At 45.7% G+C, this 18,655-nt stretch carries 16 protein-coding genes, 1 pseudogene and 1 CRISPR repeat array (1 of these 18 running past the window's edge); of the genes and pseudogenes, 4 read left to right on the top strand and 13 right to left on the bottom strand.

All coding sequences use genetic code 11. The features are described 5' to 3' along the window. A CRISPR array of direct repeats spans positions 1-156; the repeat unit is 28 nt; unit sequence GTTCACTGCCGCATAGGCAGCTTAGAAA; it reaches 112 nt to the left of the window's first position. A gap of 43 nt (positions 157-199) precedes the next feature. Beyond that, positions 200-382, bottom strand: a complete 183-nt coding sequence (locus MKS89_RS12740) for a hypothetical protein (RefSeq protein WP_072958406.1) — start codon at positions 380-382, stop codon at positions 200-202. 373 nt (positions 383-755) lie between these two features. Continuing rightward, positions 756-971: a hypothetical protein gene (locus MKS89_RS12735; protein ID WP_072958408.1), complete on the bottom strand. Its 216-nt coding sequence runs from the start codon at positions 969-971 to the stop codon at positions 756-758. An 89-nt stretch (positions 972-1,060) separates the two neighbouring features. On the opposite strand from MKS89_RS12735, the gene MKS89_RS12730 reads away from it, so the two are divergent. Further along, positions 1,061-1,201 (top strand): hypothetical protein, encoded by a 141-nt coding sequence (locus tag MKS89_RS12730; RefSeq protein WP_159439585.1) that lies wholly within the window; start codon positions 1,061-1,063, stop codon positions 1,199-1,201. Positions 1,202-1,245: 44 nt separating this feature from the next. On the opposite strand, the gene MKS89_RS12725 is transcribed toward MKS89_RS12730, so the two are convergent. Then, positions 1,246-1,443 carry a hypothetical protein gene (locus MKS89_RS12725; RefSeq protein ID WP_077316346.1) on the bottom strand — a complete coding sequence of 66 codons (198 nt, stop codon included), beginning with the start codon at positions 1,441-1,443 and terminating at the stop codon, positions 1,246-1,248. 155 nt (positions 1,444-1,598) lie between these two features. Here MKS89_RS12725 and tnpA point away from each other — a divergent pair. Then, a pseudogene (tnpA, locus tag MKS89_RS12720) lies at positions 1,599-2,059 on the top strand (IS200/IS605 family transposase). A gap of 556 nt (positions 2,060-2,615) precedes the next feature. Further along, positions 2,616-3,164 carry a hypothetical protein gene (locus MKS89_RS12715; RefSeq protein ID WP_072963570.1) on the top strand — a complete coding sequence of 183 codons (549 nt, stop codon included), beginning with the start codon at positions 2,616-2,618 and terminating at the stop codon, positions 3,162-3,164. A gap of 148 nt (positions 3,165-3,312) precedes the next feature. Here MKS89_RS12715 and MKS89_RS12710 read toward each other — a convergent pair whose 3' ends face one another. From MKS89_RS12710 to MKS89_RS12695, 4 genes are all read right to left on the bottom strand, one after another. Further along, a complete protein-coding gene (locus MKS89_RS12710) occupies positions 3,313-4,212 on the bottom strand; it encodes a hypothetical protein (protein ID WP_072963573.1) in 900 nt (299 codons plus the stop codon). Between the two features lie 14 nt (positions 4,213-4,226). Continuing rightward, a complete protein-coding gene (locus tag MKS89_RS12705; protein WP_235862493.1) occupies positions 4,227-5,711 on the bottom strand; it encodes a hypothetical protein in 1,485 nt (494 codons plus the stop codon). A 74-nt stretch (positions 5,712-5,785) separates the two neighbouring features. After that, positions 5,786-6,085: a hypothetical protein gene (locus tag MKS89_RS12700; RefSeq protein ID WP_072963576.1), complete on the bottom strand. Its 300-nt coding sequence runs from the start codon at positions 6,083-6,085 to the stop codon at positions 5,786-5,788. Positions 6,086-6,149: 64 nt separating this feature from the next. Further along, a complete protein-coding gene (locus MKS89_RS12695) occupies positions 6,150-6,584 on the bottom strand; it encodes a hypothetical protein (RefSeq protein WP_072963578.1) in 435 nt (144 codons plus the stop codon). Between the two features lie 153 nt (positions 6,585-6,737). On the opposite strand from MKS89_RS12695, the gene MKS89_RS12690 reads away from it, so the two are divergent. Next, entirely contained in the window at positions 6,738-7,136 is a 399-nt protein-coding gene (locus tag MKS89_RS12690; protein ID WP_131814965.1) for a hypothetical protein, read from the top strand. 422 nt (positions 7,137-7,558) lie between these two features. Here the strand turns inward: MKS89_RS12690 and MKS89_RS12685 are convergent, their stop codons facing one another. From MKS89_RS12685 to MKS89_RS12660, 6 genes are all read right to left on the bottom strand, one after another. Continuing rightward, the gene (locus MKS89_RS12685) at positions 7,559-8,686 is read right to left on the bottom strand and encodes an alpha/beta hydrolase family protein (RefSeq protein WP_072963584.1); all 1,128 of its coding nucleotides are present in this window, start codon (positions 8,684-8,686) and stop codon (positions 7,559-7,561) included. Positions 8,687-8,697: 11 nt separating this feature from the next. Next, on the bottom strand, positions 8,698-11,817 hold the full coding sequence (locus MKS89_RS12680) for a beta-ketoacyl synthase N-terminal-like domain-containing protein (protein WP_072963587.1): 3,120 nt from the start codon (positions 11,815-11,817) through the stop codon (positions 8,698-8,700). Position 11,818: 1 nt separating this feature from the next. Then, complete coding sequence (locus tag MKS89_RS12675; RefSeq protein ID WP_072963589.1) at positions 11,819-15,046, bottom strand: non-ribosomal peptide synthetase; 3,228 nt, start codon at positions 15,044-15,046, stop codon at positions 11,819-11,821. A gap of 600 nt (positions 15,047-15,646) precedes the next feature. Next, positions 15,647-16,693: a hypothetical protein gene (locus MKS89_RS12670; RefSeq protein ID WP_072963592.1), complete on the bottom strand. Its 1,047-nt coding sequence runs from the start codon at positions 16,691-16,693 to the stop codon at positions 15,647-15,649. A gap of 73 nt (positions 16,694-16,766) precedes the next feature. Further along, positions 16,767-17,528 (bottom strand): lamin tail domain-containing protein, encoded by a 762-nt coding sequence (locus MKS89_RS12665; protein WP_072963595.1) that lies wholly within the window; start codon positions 17,526-17,528, stop codon positions 16,767-16,769. 158 nt (positions 17,529-17,686) lie between these two features. Continuing rightward, the gene (locus MKS89_RS12660; protein WP_072963598.1) at positions 17,687-18,577 is read right to left on the bottom strand and encodes an N-acetylmuramidase family protein; all 891 of its coding nucleotides are present in this window, start codon (positions 18,575-18,577) and stop codon (positions 17,687-17,689) included. Positions 18,578-18,655 lie beyond the last annotated feature (78 nt).

Genomic DNA, 18,655 nt, shown 5'->3' with positions numbered 1-18,655 from the left:
TGCCACCGGTTCACTGCCGCATAGGCAGCTTAGAAAGCATGTCGGTGTAGGCGCACATGCCTTTTTCTGTTCACTGCCGCATAGGCAGCTTAGAAAATAATTCCCCTTTTGATTTTATCTGTACTCATGTTCACTGCCGCATAGGCAGCTTAGAAACTCGCCGCCGGGCACTCGAACATGCCCGGCGTCAGACTCTGGTTTACTCATCAAGCATGATTTCTTCTTTCCGCAGATTCATTTCATCAAAGGTAATCAGATTATTGAGGTACAGGAGCACCTCTCGCAGTTCATTTTGATCGATACTGGGGTGCGAATTGGTGACAAGACAATCAATCAGACAGTTGCGAGCAGTCAGGTGTAAATCGAGGTTGTTTTTTGACATGGAAAGCCTCTTCGAGAATATGAATTTCCCCACCACGCAAAGGTTCCAATCTTTAGGTGGTGGGCTGAACAAGGTTGGAACAACCGCCTCGAAGTACGGCCAGCATACGCTGCCTTGCCAGCTCACCATAATTTGAGCGAATCAAGGCTACACATAAAAAAACACTGAGACAAGTTCAGCATATGATGTGCTATCGAGTTTTATCGGTGTTCCAATCCCGACACCGTTTTTTTGGTGCTTGCGTAGCGTAAGTGGTATCAGGGATGTTGACGAGTCGTCGCAGTGTAAAACGCGAGTGATGTTGTTGAATTTCATACTTTTCTAAGACTTGGTTTGTCATTTTTTGCGAGTGATTTCAAAGTATTGGAGGGAGCTACGGTATCAGTGTTTGTTTTTCCCAGCCTCCGACTCTCCAGATTTGACGCACAATTACGTTTTTCGATTTCAGAAGCATCGGTGCACGGTGCGCCAGTTCATCTTTCAGAGATGAAAGACGAACCAGAAAATCTTTTTGTTTGGCGAAGTCACACGTTGTCCAGAACCGCCTTTTACGGGCGTCCTGCCCGGAAAAAACTAACCATTCTTCCATGAATGGTTTTCTTTGTTGAGGGGTTGATTTGCGTGCGGTGAAACATGCTTAAAACGTCAATTTGGTCACTGAACTCAGGGTGAAAAATCATGGACGATTTTTCAGGATTGCTTGAGCAGGAGCGAATCAATCCGACCCTGATTACACGCGCTGAACTCAAACTCAAGGCACTTTTGGGTACTTTTGCTGCTGGGCAAAAGTACCTGGGGCGCTTTCGGAGATGCCATTGAAATCGAGGAAAGTGATTGCGCACCAAACCAGCAGCCTATTATTTTTATCTCCCCAGCCTCCGGCCCAGAAATTTGACGCACAATCCGTTCCTCGATTTCAGAAACATCGGTGCACGGTGCGCAAGTTCATCTTTCAGAGATGAAAGACGAACCAGAAAATCTTTTTGTTTGACGGCGTCGCACGTTGTCCAGAACCGCCTTTTACGGGCGTCCTGCCCGGAAAAGCCTAACCATTCTTCCATGAATGGTTTTCTTGTATAGAGAAAACCCCCAGCTAGGCTGGGGGTTCCGTAAAGCTTACAGCTATAAGTCAGTTATATAACCCCTTTCAATTTGATAAAAACGTCTTGTGGTCTGGCAACTACAAGAGTTAATTAAGAATTGAAAGGGGGTCCCAATGGGGGACGAAAAGAGCTTAGCGCACACGCGCTGGAACTGTAAATACCACATAGTCTTTGCACCGAAATATAGAAGGCAAGTGTTCTACGGAGAAAAACGTAGAGCAATAGGTGAAATATTGAGGAAACTATGTGAATGGAAAAATGTGAACATTCTTGAAGCGGAATGTTGCGCGGATCTATCCACATGCTTTTAGAAATACCACCCAAAATGAGTGTTTCAGGGTTTATGGGGTATTTGAAAGGTAAAAGTAGCTTAATGCTTTATGAACGATTCGGGGATTTGAAGTTTAAATATAGAAATCGAGAATTTTGGTGCCGAGGTTATTATGTAGATACGGTAGGTAAGAATACGAGCAAGATACAAAATTACATCAAGCACCAACTAGAGCAGGATAAAATGGGAGAGCAATTGTCGATCCCGTATTCAGGTAGCCCGTTTACGGGCCGCAGGAATTAGTCATATGCAAATGTCAGATCACTACGCGCCTGCTAGGGCGCAGCCAGTAGGAGAGCCTTATAGGCGCATATGAAAAACCACCGGCTATGCCGGTGGATACTTTTTTTGAGGGGTTGATTTGCGTGCGGTGAAACATGCTTAAAACGTCAATTTGGTCACTGAACTCAGGGTGAAAAATCATGGACGATTTTTCAGGATTGCTTGAGCAGGAGCGAATCAATCCGACCCGGCCAGCGCCCACGAACTAAACCGTTCTTTTGGGTACTTTTGGAACGCCAAAAGTACCTGGGGCGCGTGCATCAGATGCCACAGAAATTAATAAACTCATTGCGTACCAAATCACTGCACCTCAATTTTTATATCCCTCCCAGCCTCCGGCTCTCCAAATTTGACGCACAATTAACTTCTCCGATTTCAGAAGCACCGGTGTTCTGTGCGCCAAAACAGACTAATATGAATATGAATGCTTTATCTTCTGCAAAATCATACAGGCACAGTCTGGTTAAAAGACGCTGTGATGCCTTGGCGACTATGAATCAAATATAGGTGAATTTACATGAAAAGGATTTTAATTGGTGCATTGATCATTGCGATACAGGGGTGTGCGAATGAACCGAAGAACACCGAACAAGTTTCACCGTCATCTTGTGTCGGTAGTACTATCATTACTGGTGATTTAAGTAGCCGATTTAAGTTGGTTCAAGACTCAGCGCTGCTTGCTCAGGCCATTGGTGAGCCGTTGAAGGGGAAGTTATGTCAGGGGGAAGTTTATGAAAGCACAGGTAAAGTTACAGTCTATCGTGCATGGAATAGTACTAATCCTCACAGTCAGTTTGGTCAGTGGTGGTCATTTCAATTTCCGTCAGGCAATACAGCGACATATAGACAAGATTATGAGATTTGTTATCAATGGTCACCACTCGATAAGTTGGTGAAATGTACATTGAAGGCAGGCACGAAAGTTGTTGTCGGTAATGGTCAAAGTGCCTTGTGTTCTGAATATCTCAGTTATCCGGTTTCGGAGAAGCAGCAAGTTTTTATCACCAATGCATCTGATGCTGTAGAGAACTGTGAGAACTACGATAGTGTGATGAGTTGGAAATAGGGTGACACAATCAACAGTTGTTCCTCCAGCATCGAAGTTAGACGCACAATTTAGCTTTCAGCGACATGACATGCTCAAAGATGATTTTAAGCATGTCATAGTCGATCATTCACTATTCACCAAACGACTGTTCACCAAATGACAGCGCTCAACAATCATTCCCCCAAAACCACCCCAAGGCTGCATTCAGTGCCGATAGATTAAGCACATCATGTAACACGCTGCATTTATCCGTTGCGGCTGCATGGGGATCCCGATAAACAATGCCGAGATCCAAACATTGTATCTGAAGGATCGGTGGCAGCAGGTTCAGTTGCATCATCACTTGCTTAAGCGCGATTTGCGAGCGTTCAGGTTGTGGATGATTTAGGCACTCCGACACGATCTGATACATCGGATTTCGGCACTCTCTGGCCTCTGTATTATCGACGAACGCTTTGCCCCATTGTAGTCGGGTGCCGTAAAGGTAACAACGGACCGAATGCATGATCAGCCAGTAGATTCCACGTTCAGCGTCAGGTATGGGCCAGCGGTAATGACAAAGACAGGCAAATAGTGCTACCGCAAATTTATGCTGCGCATCAGGATCAGACTGAACCAATGCTCGCATGATGGCATCGTTGATGCGATTAAAAACTCGTTCCTCGCCTGCGGGAGACGTGGCGGGTAGGATGCCTTGAGACGGTGGACGTATTGTGCGTGTGGTCGTGTGTGGTTGTTTGCCAGTGGCAAACTTCTGTTGTTTGAGCCAGCGTTCATTCAGGCGGCCGCCACCGAGCCAATCGACGTGGTTGAGCGGATTAATCGGCCAGCGTTGCGGTGATTGCTGAGCCGATGAAGCAAATGCTTGATGTGTCTGAGTCGCATCATTGACTGGCTGTTGCTCCGTCGCGGCATCATGTGATGGCGTGCTCACCGAGTGTCCTTGCAACTTCGGGTTGGCGGTGAGATAAGCGAGTTGGTAGGCCAGTTGTTGGGCGAGTGCCGGCTCAGCCTTTGCCATTAATGCGGCACTTAAGGCCGCATAATACAGTCGTTCTGCTTTCATACCCTCTCCAGAACTTATTCTGTCTGTGGCGCCTTCAGCGCTTTGACTGAACTATTGTATTGCGGCAGAGCTTCGACAAATCGATTGATGACTTGTTCGGCAACTGCGGCTTCGACGGGTGGCTCGCCAACATAGCTATCGACTTCAGTGCGAATATGTCCACCGCTCAGGGCATCTTTTTCTCGTTGAACCACAATGGCATGAATGGATTGGCAAAAAGCAAAAGCGTCGGTTTTACAATAAATTCGATGCTGACTACTGGTATTACCGCCATTTTGATAGCGAGGTGCAGCATAAGAGACCATGTAAGGTTGGGTGGTGGGATCATTACCGATCAACTCTTCGCAGGAAAAGAGTACAAAGTCAGTTGAGCGGTATTGTTCCATCATATGGTTACAGATGGGTAAATCGGCTTCAATGGCCAAATTGTAATCACAGAAGAAAATATCAACACCGGGAATTAAGTTGCGAATCATCATATCGAAGGCACTTTGCACACCATCCGGTAAACCGTCTTGTTCTGGCAACTGCTCGTAATTGACTGATTTTACCGAGTAGGCTTTTTTCCAGCGCGCCAGTATACCGTTACCGGTCGTCCTATCGTGGCTTTTATAGGCAACTTTGTAGCCGTTGTCGAATAAGTCTTCAACATCTGGCTGATCAGTGAGGAAAGCAAAGTGACGGCCATCAGCGGCTTCACATAAGCGAAATAGCAATTGTCTCATTCTCTTTCTCCAAGTTGAGTCATGACAGAGTGATCCTAAAGTTTCTGATGTTGAGAAACTTGGCTGAATGGATGCGTAATGACTGTTTTCTGATGAAGTTGTGTGTATCGGTGCTGAGGTGGTTGCCGGTAATGATGCAGGATTACAAACGGCTGATGCCCGCAACACATGGCGGATACCGGTTAGGTGGCGGAGGTGTGGGATAGGCCATCTGTGCTTGGTCAGGTGTCGGTGAGCTTCATCATCGTCATTCTCATCATCGGATTGATGCGCTGAATCGCTGTCTGAGGATTGTGCCGGCGTGTCACGGGGTTCTCTCGGGCGTTCTGTCAACGGAGGGGGTGGCAGAGCGGTATTTTCAGGTAAACCGGATGGACTTGGCGATAAGTGAGGCGCTTGTGCAGGAGAATGCGTCACAAATGTGTCTGTTGGCATAGCATCCAAATAGTGGGGTAAATGCTGTAAAAACTCACGATAAGGGTTACATTGTTCGGGAAATGAAGCAATTGCACTCGATGTTGTCTCTGTCTGATAGCCCCCCGTTTGGGCGTGGCTCTCTGGTGAGACTTGCGTCTCGGATGGTGTAACAAGCGGCGTATCCGGCTCGGTTGGTCGCGTCAAAGCTTCAGCCGCTTGCTGCGGCTGCGAGATCGTGTGGTGAGAGGTTGCTATCTTCGAGCTTGAACGCGGTTTTGCCGTCCGGTTCGCGGTACGGCGGACGATGTGGTAACCGGACGGAACCCAAATAATACGAGTGATTCGAACGCGTCTCATGGTTTATCCTCCTGTACCTGTGCTGCCTGACCGTACCTGTAATGATTCTTGTATGGGCAATGATCGGTGCCGGGTTATTTCAATTGGCTGGTTATGGCCTGAAATACCTGATTGACTATTTTTTGGACCTCGGCTTTAGCGATGATCTTGAGGGTTTCCATCTCTGCGGTCAGGAGGGCTTTTTCCCGTTCGATTTCGATTTGAAACTCTTCTTGCGTCAGCTCTCCGTTTTGTAATGCGGTCTGTAGTGCCTCAAATTCTCCCTGTTTTTGATTCAGGCTGGCTTTGAGCGTATTTTCGATGGTTGATTTTAAGGGGGACTGCCCGAATTGTGCGGCAACCTGATCGACGATCATATCAATAGAAAAGGGCATAAGGACTCCTTTGTCAGTGGTGAATCATAGCCATGAGTTCGTCAAGGCCAGTGATGATTGATGTTCAGGAATGTGAGGTATTTTTCGCAAGTTCACCCTGAGCGATCGTGTCGAGCAACCGCTGATACTGCGCGCGGTGGCGTTTGAGCAGAAAATCTGAGAGATAACCGTTCTTTTGATGCTGCGCCATGTCTTGTTGCCAGAGCTTGGCCAGAATTTCCGCTTGTTTATACGTCTCTTCATTCATTTTTCGCCACTTCTGTAACCGGACAAATCCCCGAATCTCGACATCAATATTTAAGTACTGATGCTGAAATTGGTCATAACGGCGTTCTTTGGCGGGTAACACTGACATCTGCATGTACAGCAGGTCGATTTGGTTATTGATTTGCTGAATTTTCAACATCGTCTGTGGATCATAGTCGGCAACGAGCTGAACGGAACATCCCGATAGTAAGAAGAACAGGATGAAAAGCCAACGTGAAGGTATTTTGAGCATAGGATCTTCTCGAAAAATAAAACGAGCTTTGATTATGTGATTTCTGAGCCGGAATACTCAGTGAAATGAGTGAATATTTCCGTTGTTTCACCGATATTCCGTGAGGATGAATCGTTAATATCAATGGTAGGCTGTATTGAAGAGTACTCCCTGATGACCGATACGAATAAGATTTTACGACAAATCGAAAAAGCGTTTAAACCGAAGCCACCGAAACAGCAGCAGAAACTAACGCCGAAGCAATTGGCGCAGATGGCGAAGGTGAAGTCATCGATTCATCTGTTCAGACTGAAACTGGCGACTCTGGATCGGGTGAAAGATGAATCGGATCAGTTGATTCAGGAATTGATCAAAACCTTTATTCAACAAATCCCCAAACAAATCACGCAGGCAACATCCGGATTGACATCGAGTTCAGACGAGCATGGTTCAGGTGCAGAGAATGATCCAACGGCGGATGATTTAGCGCCAAGTACCGTTGATGAGCAAACTGTAAAGCAAAGCAGCAAAGGCCATCGAGAGTCCCATGATACTGAGCATTCTGACCGCTGATTCCGGATAGTAGTTCTGCAAATTGGGAAACAGAAAAGAGACATAACAAATTGCCGGAATGCCCAGATAGAAACTGCCGAGGTAAGGTGATAGGGGAGCGTGATAAAATTGCATGAAAGAGATTGCATACAACAGATAGTAAACCGTAAAGCGCCATTGTGAGATATCAAATGACTTCCAGCGAAAAGGTACAATCATCAGTGGTAAAAATACCCATATCATGATCAAGATGCCTTAAAAGAGAATAGATGAGTTTGAGTCAGGGATTAAATTGAACTCACAATTATGCAATCATATGCCTATATGGTAGCACAGTTTTGTCATGCCTAGGATGAGATTTCAGTTGATATTGCATCATGTGATGGATTATTGGTGATATATAAAAATGAGCCTTGCGAATAGGCTCATCCTATGTTCATTGGTTATCCAGCCACTAAATCGGCTTGTCTGGCTTGTGCCGGAGCATCACTGGTTTCCTGACGATTGAGTAATCGTTCCACCAGCCAGTCGGCAGCCAGCGCGCAAGCTTCTGCATTGGCATTATGTGCATTGTGTTCCGCACCTTTAAAGAAGACCTGTTGTTTATCGGTGGTGGTTGCTTCTTCATAAATGCGCTTAACGTTCGATGACGGAATTAAAAAGTCCGGGCGGTTGTGAATGATCAACAGCGGACAATCAATGGTCGTGGACAGTGTATTCATGGCGAAACGATCGATAAATGGATGGACATCGGCAATGGCTATATTGCCACGATAGGCAAATACCGCTTCAAATTGAGGATGTTCTTTGATGCAGCTTGACAGCTCATAGCCGCCACCCATCGAGATAATCGCTTTGACCTTATCCTGATGTACCGCTGCGGTTCTGGCCATTAATAATCCGCCCATACATAAACCATATAGAGCAATATCGTTGCCGACGTCATCGCGATTGAGCAAGTAATCAATCATCACCTCATGGGCTTGTTCTGATTCGGGTTCAACACTGATGTTATATTGGTAGAAAGTTTCTCCTTGTCCCGGACCGTCAATATTTAAGACCGCGATTCCCCGTTCGAGAAAATGGGTAATCACATAATGGACTTCTTCTTTAAAGCCGGTTATGCCCCCGGTTGCAATTACAACGGGGACATCATCGCTACAATTCAATGGCTTCATCAGCCAGCCGACCAATTGCCCGTTTTTGTAGGGAATTTCGGTTCTTTCTGCGCTAAAGCGGTTATCGAGCGCCAGTGCCCGGGAGAAAATGTCTAATTCTTTCTGATATAACGCTGCTTTCTCTTCATCAAATTCTAGCAGCCCGTAATGGGCAATTCGGTATAAAGCCGCTGCTTTATATGAGAATCGGCAGGCGCTCAGTTGATGTCCGGCGGCGAGTTTTTCGCAGGCGAGTTCATCGAGGTGCGCTGCCAGTGAGCAGCAGACTTCGACGCAGTCTTCACCTTTACGATTGACGCGGTAGTCGATTTTTTGATAATCAGAAAAATCGATACCCCGGGCATTTAATCTGGCCGGTGTTTGTCCTTTTGGTAATGGGCGTGGTTGAGTCATGATGATTTCTCCTAAGCTGCGGCGGTTACGGTGAGCAATTCATGCAGGATGTCAGCAATGACATCGACGTTTTCTTTGTCCAGCATAGTGTAATGGGTTCCGGGAACGACGAACTCTTTGATTGTGGATTGAGCAAAGCATTGCCATTGTGCGATTTCGGTGCCTTCAACCAAGGAGATGTTCAGTACATCCAGTATCTCTTGGGGTTGGAACACTGCCGCTTTGAAGAAGATTAGATCTGCTTTGAGTTTTTCGGATGGCATATGTGTTCTCAAGGTATTGTGATTACTGCGCCATAATTCGTAGTACAGTTTGAATTCTTCGGTACTGAATCCCCAAGGAACCCAGCCTTTCTGTTTGAGGTAATCGACCACGTCTTCAAGCGTGTCACTTTTCATATCATTGAGCGGTTCTTTGGTGTTAAAAAACATGCCGCAGATGACGGGAAATGACGCCAGGAACTGCTGTTCGCTGAAGACCGTGTTTGAGAAGTATGCTTGTGGCGGATGGCTGTCAAACATAATGACTTGCTCGATGGTTCTGCCCGCTTGTTCGAACTGAAGCGCCATTTCCAGCGCAGCATTGCCCCCGAATGAATGACCGGCAAGGATCAGATTTCCGGTGGGGTAAAGCGCGGTGATTTTCTCGTTATAATGACGGGCTAAATCACACATGGAGACAATGTCATTGCCTTCATCGCGAAAGGGGTACTGAATCCCATAAACGGGGTGACCTTCTGGCAGGCTACGTGCGACTTCTTTATAGCCCATGACGGTGCCGCCTGCCGGGTGAATCAGGAATACCGGGGCAAGATCTCCTTGGTCATTGAAACAGACAATATGCTCATCAAAAGTAGAATGTTCATTGCCATGTTTGAGATGATAAATCACTTCGGATATTTTATTTAACGTATTGTTTTCAATGAAAGTTTTATTCGATAAAGATATTTCATAGAAATCTTCCAGCTCAATATTCATCTGGAGTGCGGTAAATGAGTCACCGCATAACTCATAGATGTCAGTGGTTTCAGCTGAAGGGATCGTTTCGCCTAAGTCATTGAGCCAGAGTTGCCGGATTTTGTCTTGAATACTTTCCAATGTTATTGCTGAGTCGTCAGAAGTGGGCTGTTCAGCCTCCGGTTGGGTGGTGAGCGCGTTGCTGGTATTGGTCGGCTCAATTTCAAAGACGGTTTGATTAAACGCATAACCTGGCAGTGATACCTTCCGAACGGGCTGAACTGCGTAGAATTTTTCCCAATGGATAGTCAGGCCTTGTTGCCATAACCAGCAAAGTATATTGAATATATCGTCGTTGCCCAGATAGGAAATTTCGCAGTCGGTCTCCGCCACTTTTTTGATGTCTGCGTTGTAGGCATAAATCATTACTTTATCGATCAGTTCATTGGTATAGATCACTTCAACTTCTAATGGTTCGACGACCATTTGTTCGCATAATTCTGCAAGGAAACGGTGTTTTTCTGGCAGTTCCGCAAAGTTGAAATAGTTGGCACTATTGACGAAAGTTTCTGATAAGGTCAGATCCTGAGTCTGGTAGATTTTAATCCGACAAATTCCGGTGGGCTGATAAACCGTATTTTCGGTGAGCGCTGCGAGTTGATGATGTAACTCGTCAACATTCTCGGCCTGAACCCACTGACGATATGGGAAGTGATGTCTTCCGGTTGCCAGTGTATAGGCAATATCTGCCAAATCTTGATCGGTGTCGTGCTGAACCGCTGCAGCGATTTGCTGACTATTGCGAATCAAATCGTGTGCTGTCCGCCCGGACAGTAAGATGTGTTGTGGTTTAGATGGTGTGTGTGATGAAGGGGACAGATAGATATCGCCAGACTCAACAATCATATGGGCATTGGTGCCCCCCAGACCGAAAGAGCTGACGGCTGCATAGCGTATATCGGTGTCATGATCATACCAGTCGGCCAGTTGGGTGTTGACTTCCAAGGGACTGTTGTCAAGTTCAAGCAGTGGATTGGGTTGATTAAAGTGAATCTGGGGCAGCAAGGTATGATGTTTCATCATCAGTGCGACTTTGATCAATCCGCTGATGCCTGAGGCGCTATCGGTATGGCCGATATTGGCTTTGACTGAGCCGAGTTTGACTTTCTGACCTTGATGACCGCTATAAACCTCTTTGAGGGCATTGATTTCAATCGGATCGCCCAGCTTAGTGCCGGTGCCATGGGTTTCTACATAGCTGATCTGACTGGCGTCGATACAGGATAACTGTAACGTATCTTCAATGACACGAGCTTGTCCGGAAATGCTGGGGGAGGTGAACCCCATTTTATCCTGACCATCATTATTGATTGATGATCCTTTGATCACACAGTAGATCTGGTCGCGGTCACGTAATGCGTCTTCGAGTAATTTCAGCACGACAATACCACAGCCATCACTGACCACGGTACCGCAGGCATCTTGGTCAAACGGGCGACAGTGACCATCAGGCGATAAGATACCGCCATCCTGATATTTATAGCCTGCTTTGACGGGGAAGCGAATGGTCACACCGCCAGCCATGGCAATATCACACTCGCCGTTGAGTAGACTCTGGCAGGCCATATGAACGGCAACCAGAGAGGTAGAGCATCCGGTCTGAATGGTCATCGCCGGGCCACGTAGGTTCAGGGCGTGAGAGACTCGCGTGCAGAGAAAGTCTTTTTCATTGCCGAGGACAACGGGGTATTGATTGATTTCATGGCGATAATCTGAATTAAAAATATGGTGAGACAGATACGTATTTGAACTACTGCCGCCATACAGGGCGATATCCCCCTGATAGGTGAATGGATCACACCCGGCATCTTCCAATGCGTGCCATGCGGTTTGTAAAAAGATCCGCTGTTGTGGGTCAGTTAATAGCGCGTCCCGGTTCGAGATATTAAAAAACTTATTATCAAATCCGGTTGCGTCATTGATGATGCCCGCTCGTTTGACGTAGTTTGCATCCTGAGTGTACCAAGGGTCACTTGCTTGTAACTCTTCATCAGTGAATGTGGTTAAGCACTCTTTGCCGTGTTTAAGGTTATCAAAAAAGTCCTGAACATTATCGGCTTGTGGGTATTTGCCTGCAATTCCGACGATTGCTACCTCTATGCCATTTTTTTCCATTTTATGCACCATTTAATTGGGGTTGACGTTGTCTTCTGTTTTTTAATTGATTGATTCTTTTCTGCGCTCTTGCCGTCTTTTTCGGTCCGGTCTCTGTGTTGGGCGCTATTGTGGTTTTATCGGATAAAAATCGAGCTAAGCTCCGGATGTTCCTGTACTTAAATAAATCGGTAACCAATAGCTGATTGGGGTAGTGTTGATTCAGTTGTTGATACACTTTTAAGATAGAGCTTGAGTTTCCTCCCATGGTGAAGAAATCACTTTCCAGATCGATTTCGTCGAGGCCGAGAATTTGCTGCCAAATCGACAAGATGGTGACTTCTGTTGCTGACTCTGCGACCTGATTTCGGACAGTCGGCAATAACTTGGTTGAAATGTCATGTAACCGTTGCATATCGACTTTGTTATTGACGGTCAGTGGAATTTCATCGGTGAGATAGAATTGTTGCGGAATCATATACTCCGGTAGGTCGGCTGCGATTTCTTGAACAATCTCTTCGTAATCAATCGGAGCGTTAACCAATAAGTAAGCGATGAGAATCGTGTCACTATCGGTTTTTTGGGTCGTGACAAATGCGTGAGACACGGCCGCAATGCGAGATAGTTTGGCTTGAATATCACCAAGCTCAATCCTGAATCCGCGTATTTTGACCTGATGGTCGATGCGACCCAGATAGTCAATTTCTTGCTCACTGATAAAGCGCGCCAGATCACCGGAGCGATACAAACGTCGCGTTTTTCCTCCCAGCGATTTTTCAATGAATTTTTCTGCCGTGAGTTCAGGGCGGTTGAAATATCCTTTGGCTAACCCTTCACCGGCGACATACATTTCTCCCGCCCAACCGATTGGTAATGGGTGACCAAATGTATCCATGACCACGACGCCTAAGTCATTCAGAGGCATTCCGATCAGGCTGCCCCGGTCTTCAAGACAATCTTGTTGCGTGAGCTTGCGATAGGTCACGTGAACGGTTGTTTCAGTGATGCCGTACATATTGATCAAGCTGACGCGTTCACCGTAGGTGTTGTACCAAGGTAATAGACTCGCCAAATTGAGCGCTTCTCCACCAAACACGACCACCCGTAATTGATTCAGTGGAAGTTGATTGCGAATACAACTCTCACTAAAGCGGGAGAATGCAGTCGGGGTCTGATTGAGGACAGTGACCTGTTCTTGCTCGACCAACTGTGCGAACTCTTCAGGGCTGCGTGAAATCAGGTAAGGCACAATCACCAGACGGCCCCCGTAGAGCAGCGCACCGAAGATCTCCCAGACCGAGAAATCAAAAGCAAATGAGTGGTATAGCGTCCAAACATCTGCTGCAGAAAAATGGAAGCTATCGTCGCTGGTGGTAAATAGGCGGACGACATTGCGGTGGCAAATCTGAACACCTTTGGGTTTACCGGTCGAACCCGAGGTATAAATGATATAGGCCAGATCTTCACTGTCCGGCAGATATGATGTCAGCGATCCGGTCGACGTCTCTTGTGCCAATGCATCGAGGTCAGGCACGATCACGTGTGCCAGCAGTGGTTCAAATCTTGCGGTGAGGCTCTCTTCAATCAAGCCGTTTACCGCTTGAATATCGGATAAAATATCACCCACGCGGCTGTCGGGGTAAGCGGGATTTATCGGCACATAACAGGCACCGCATTTCAACACGGCAAGGATCGCGACAATCATCTCGGGGCCGGGATTGAAGCACAGTGGGATTTTGTCACCGCGCTTAACGCCATATCCGATGAGCTGATGAGCCAAATTGTCGGCCAGATTGAATAATGACCGATAGGTGAGTTGTGTATCGTTGTAGCGAATTGCCAGATGATCGGGATATTTTGTTGCGGTTTCATTCAGCCAGTCAATCAGCGTACGATTGGTGCTGCCGGATTGGGGAGCCAACGGATGCTGGGTCTGATTCGGCGTGAAACCAAATTCGGAGAGTGCACGTTCTGGCTGTTGCAGGCAGACATCAGAAAAGTGGACAAAGTTAGCCAAAATACCTTCAGCGGTTGCATGACTGATCACGTTATCTTTATGGAGAAGAAAAACATCAAATCCGTCCGTGATTTCTTCCACCACCATCAGTAAGTCAAACTGACAATCGATCTGATCGATGTTGAAAGGCTCAAGTGTTGTCTGATTGATTGTGATGGATTGCCCTTGAGAACCATACAATAAAGAAGACAGGCTGCCCTGATAGGGTTGGGAAAGTGTTTGATAGTTGAAGCACACATTAAATAGCGGGTTGGTCCCCAGTGAGCGTTCCGGTGCACAGGTTTCGACGATGTGTTTCAAGGGGAGACGGCTGTGACGGAGTGCGTCGAGTATTATCTCATTGCCAGTTGAGAGCGTATCGCTGACGGTTTGATCCGGTGAAAAATGGTATGGAATAGGTAGCACATTGACAGCATAACCTAAACCGAGAGCCGGGAAGCTTTTTCTCTGACTGACAGATAAGCCCATACAGAATTCGTTTTGCCCGCTCAGCCGATATAACGTCATCGCAAATATCTGACTCAGTAACCGTGCCGGGCTGATACTTGTGCGCTCACAGTAGTGTTTGATGTTGGAATATAGTGATCCTTGAATCTGGGTTTTACCAATACTGCCATTGAAGTCATTGTGAGGTGGCGTATTCGGTAATAGTTCAAGCGCAGTTTTCTTCTGCTTTAACTGCTCTACCCAGAAATGAATATCATCATGGTATTCATCACTATCGATATATTCACACTGTAATTCACTCAGTGTTGTTGAAGGAAATGAATATTTAGTATCATGTTCAAATAACTGTTTAATGATAGTTTCAATAAGATGAAAGTCAGATATGATATGGTGTATTCTAATTATAACGAGATTTTTGTTATTAATTTGATTGATGTGAAGATTGATTAAACAGTAATCTTTTTTTAAATCAAATTTTTCTGTTAATACATTGTTAATGAATCTTTCTTCATTTTCTTCTTCATGTAATTTAACAACTTCATCAATACTAAAATGTGGCGTTTTATATTTCAATAACGCGGAGTCGCTGGGTCTGAAATGACTTCTTAATTCAGGATTTTGATTGATAATATCCATGAATTTTTGACATAAACCTGTTATATCTGTTTGTTTTTCTAGTTTAAACGCGATCCTGATTTCATTCTCCCGACTGGTTGAATGAACCCCATCGACAAACCACATGGCTTCTTGAGCACATGAAACGACATAGCCTTCGGTACTAATCATACTGACGAATTCCTGTAAATCTAATTTTTATATTTTCAATTGTTATGATTTATTAATAATATTTCATGTGCAAATACATTTATTAATCTGATATAGATAACCATTACAATTGAGGGGGGCCTTTCTACTAAGTATTGTGATTGTTAAATAATTGATTTAAATTTAACTATACAAGTATACTAATAATGTGTCCGTATATGTGTTTATTGATAATATAAATAAAAAACATAATTGGTTTCATTTAATTGATAATAAATGTATGCATACATCATCATTATTATTGGATAAGTAACCCAAGTCAGGATGAAAGTTATTGTTAAAGTAATATATAATGCATATAGTTTTATTTCAATTGGTTTGATAAACTATACGTTTCCATTTAGAAGTCAAGAAATATTTTGTTACATTTGAGTGGATTATATACTGGATGAGTTATTATCACTTTTAAAAATAATATATTTGTGAAATAAAGAATTAATCATAATTAGATAAACTGGTTTTATATGCTTAATCGAAGTGTTTTTTAAGTTTTTTATTTCGTTGTTTGCGTATGGAGACGATAAACACACGGCGAATCATAAAATGAACTAATGATGGAGATTAAAGTGGGGTTGAATCTTTGGTTTCCGGAGTTTTCTTGCGAATATTATCGATGATCATATCAAGTGCACTGAAAAGTACTTCAATGCTGTAACCGGCAATAAAGGCCAGCGCCATAGGTGACAGTGTCATTGTGCCTATGTCTGGTTTGAGCAGCCAACCGGTGATCATGCCAGCCAGACAGCCGAGAGTCAGTCGTAGTCGATAGCCGATTTCACGGCTGGCGGTATAGGTCAGGGTTCTGATTTGTTGTAATAGGCTCCGCAGGACGAAAATAAAGGCGCCCAACAAACCGTACATTAAGGGCAGAACATAGTTTTGTAACATTTGCAGAACGGACTGAGCTGCGATCAAATGGGTGGCAAAGTGGATGGTTCGTTCTTCCTGACCGGGCGGGATCAACTGATCGGTCGGTGCCAGTTGAAAGTCGTTGCCGAGCATCCAGACCTGATTCCAATATTGTAATAACTGATAACTGGCGCGGAGATGATTTTCGTAGAGCTTGTCGTTTTGAGAAGAAGAAGATTCGGGTTGCGCTTGCACGACCGAGGTTGATGACATGGGCAAATGCGTATATTGCAACAGGGTTTGGGTTAATCCGTAACCGAACAGATAATAGATCTGAACACTGAGCAGCATGATTAAGGTAAAGACGGTATAACGGCGATACCAGATAATCGTGCGGTTGGCACGGGGAGACTCGATTTGTCCGTTCACGGCATTGGGTACAACGGATTTGATACTCTCGACGGTCACCGGCCAGACCTGAGTGGCGAGTTTGTCATAGCAACGCAATAAGCGGTTTTCGTCTTCTTCACCCCAATTGCGGCTGTGCAGGTTGTTTTGCGCGTTGATAATGCCTGCTGCGATGTCCGGATCAACATTCAAATTTCCCGAACGGGCAACATAATGTAACAGTCGAATGCCATCGTTGATCAGCGTTTGTGTTTCGGTCAGCGCTGGCGGTGGTGCTGTTTTATCTACACTTGATGGCGGTACGGACGCCGCGCTCCCGGAGGAGCGACGGCTGAATGCGCGAATAACCATATCAATGGGCACTTATCTGTATTGAACGGTGTGACTGAATGACGCTTCGGAATACTCACTCATCGTTTAATGTTTAATATGCATAAAAAGCGACCTCATTGTCGTCATAATCAAGCAGGGTGCACCGGCCTCCGGTATTGTTCCAGAGCGCTGTCGGGTTATTAAAACTATATTCGTTATCGGCCGTGGGGAGACGATTGGTATAAACCAGAACCGTACCCAATGGTGCAAATGTTGACCCTGAGGGGAAGGTAAAAGTGTGATCATTGAGCTCTGACCTGAGCTGCCAACCAGCGAGATCAATATAATATTCAGATAAGTTTTTTAACTCAACATATTCGTCCCCTTCTGTTCTGGACTCATGACCGTCATAGTGCAGATAACTAATCAGGACATAATCGCGAGCGGCATTGCCGTAAATCCAAGTTGAGATGACGTCACCCTTGCTATTGAGTAGTGTGGCGGTATCGCCATGATTATTCCAAACTGGGCGATTGGAGTTGAAACTATACTGGGCTCCGGGCTGGGTATAAACGGTTATCGATTCACCGCTACGGATCAGGGTATTCTCGGGGAAAACGTAGTTCTGGCTGAGAGAACCGGCATTGATACGGAATTGACTGATGTCCCAAATGGCATGGCTTCGGTTGGTAATGGTGACAGACTCATTGTTGTTTGGCTCCCCGCGAAAATCCAGCCCGGAAATTTGGAGATAAAGCTTCATTTGCAAATCATTCAGTTTGTCCCAGAACTCGTCCATCTTGGCGTTTTCTAAAGGATCGGTTGACAGAATCTCTTGGCAGAGAGGATGTATTTTTAAAGTAGTGTTTGACACGGGTGGTCTCCTTTTATCATTGAGTCCGTGATGGCAATTGGGTTGCCTTCCTTGCATATGGTGAATCACCACCAGTGGTTGATTCATGGCGACTGATAGGCGGTACTATCCAGATACCCTGAGTGAATATCACCGTGCGGTATATCAGACGGATTGACTTATCCTTGATGGTGTTCATAAGCCCGTTGTAGCTTTTCATCGTAGTGGTTTTCAGCATAACCCGGGCCATTGTAATACCGGGCAAAGGTTGCCCAGTCGAGGGATTGAATGGCACTGAGCAGTTTTGGATTGGATTGAATAAAATGAACGAAAGCCATCAGGTGATGACGCTCTGCCAAAAACATATCCCGAACAAAGCTTTCGACGTCTTCATAGCCTGCGCTTTGATGGTTGAATCCCATGATCTGGTATCGTCCGTAAGACGCTGATTTCAAAGCGGCTTCCCGATCCAGCGTCAGGGCTTGTTGTAGTCGATCATACTCTTTTTCTCCGCCGGCATACAGCGCCCGATTCCATTTTGGCGAAGAAATATCCGGATGGGAGTCATCAAATCGATGGTCACTATATTTAGAGAACTGATGGGCTTCAAACAATAAGCAGGGGGCACCGGATGCATAGAATCCACTGCCGGACGATTCGACATCCGAGACCGCTTTGATCGCAGCAACGTCACATGAGAGTAGTTCGCTGGCATCCTGATAATCCTGTTCGCTGAGTCCTCTTTGTGGCGCAGATTCTGGTAACGCCAGATCGGGAATATAAGCCGGAGTCGGCAGGAGTGCTTGCTTGAGTGCTTGTTCACTTTTGCCACCGCAGTCGATCCGATTATCGGGATGACGATAACCTAATAGGGTGGTTTGTAACAGACCGATGGCTTGACAGGTCGGCGATTGATCCGGGGCATCGATAATTTGTCCGTCTTCTGCCAAGGGCGTTAGCAGGCCGATCTTGCCGGCAATCTGATTCAACGCCTTCTGGATATTCAATACATCTTCCGGGGAATTGTCTGCACCGTTGCCGACTGATGCCGTCAGTTCCAGCTCTTGCATGGTTCGCTCCTTGTATAATATGGGTGAATACAAGGCCACAGTAGTGGACAACACCGGATAAGTATTGGGGGAATCAAG

Origin of the sequence: Vibrio gazogenes (assembly GCF_023920225.1) — a bacterium.
GTDB classification, from domain to species: domain Bacteria; phylum Pseudomonadota; class Gammaproteobacteria; order Enterobacterales; family Vibrionaceae; genus Vibrio; species Vibrio gazogenes.
The sequence above is the reverse complement of the archived record's forward strand: the minus strand, read 5'-3'. Positions and strand labels throughout refer to the sequence as shown.

Excerpts from the sequence above, each read along its gene's own strand:
- MKS89_RS12670 (WP_072963592.1), bottom strand. The coding sequence starts at position 16,693 with ATGGTTATTCGCGCATTCAGCCGTCGCTCCTCCGGGAGCGCGGCGTCC.
- MKS89_RS12715 (WP_072963570.1), top strand. The coding sequence starts at position 2,616 with ATGAAAAGGATTTTAATTGGTGCATTGATCATTGCGATACAGGGGTGT.
- MKS89_RS12675 (WP_072963589.1), bottom strand. The coding sequence starts at position 15,046 with ATGATTAGTACCGAAGGCTATGTCGTTTCATGTGCTCAAGAAGCCATG.
- MKS89_RS12680 (WP_072963587.1), bottom strand. The coding sequence starts at position 11,817 with ATGGAAAAAAATGGCATAGAGGTAGCAATCGTCGGAATTGCAGGCAAA.
- MKS89_RS12735 (WP_072958408.1), bottom strand. The coding sequence starts at position 971 with ATGGAAGAATGGTTAGTTTTTTCCGGGCAGGACGCCCGTAAAAGGCGG.
- MKS89_RS12705 (WP_235862493.1), bottom strand. The coding sequence starts at position 5,711 with ATGAGACGCGTTCGAATCACTCGTATTATTTGGGTTCCGTCCGGTTAC.
- MKS89_RS12695 (WP_072963578.1), bottom strand. The coding sequence starts at position 6,584 with ATGCTCAAAATACCTTCACGTTGGCTTTTCATCCTGTTCTTCTTACTA.
- MKS89_RS12740 (WP_072958406.1), bottom strand. The coding sequence starts at position 382 with ATGTCAAAAAACAACCTCGATTTACACCTGACTGCTCGCAACTGTCTG.
- MKS89_RS12730 (WP_159439585.1), top strand. The coding sequence starts at position 1,061 with ATGGACGATTTTTCAGGATTGCTTGAGCAGGAGCGAATCAATCCGACC.
- MKS89_RS12725 (WP_077316346.1), bottom strand. The coding sequence starts at position 1,443 with ATGGAAGAATGGTTAGGCTTTTCCGGGCAGGACGCCCGTAAAAGGCGG.
- MKS89_RS12710 (WP_072963573.1), bottom strand. The coding sequence starts at position 4,212 with ATGAAAGCAGAACGACTGTATTATGCGGCCTTAAGTGCCGCATTAATG.
- MKS89_RS12685 (WP_072963584.1), bottom strand. The coding sequence starts at position 8,686 with ATGACTCAACCACGCCCATTACCAAAAGGACAAACACCGGCCAGATTA.
- MKS89_RS12660 (WP_072963598.1), bottom strand. The coding sequence starts at position 18,577 with ATGCAAGAGCTGGAACTGACGGCATCAGTCGGCAACGGTGCAGACAAT.
- MKS89_RS12690 (WP_131814965.1), top strand. The coding sequence starts at position 6,738 with ATGACCGATACGAATAAGATTTTACGACAAATCGAAAAAGCGTTTAAA.
- MKS89_RS12700 (WP_072963576.1), bottom strand. The coding sequence starts at position 6,085 with ATGCCCTTTTCTATTGATATGATCGTCGATCAGGTTGCCGCACAATTC.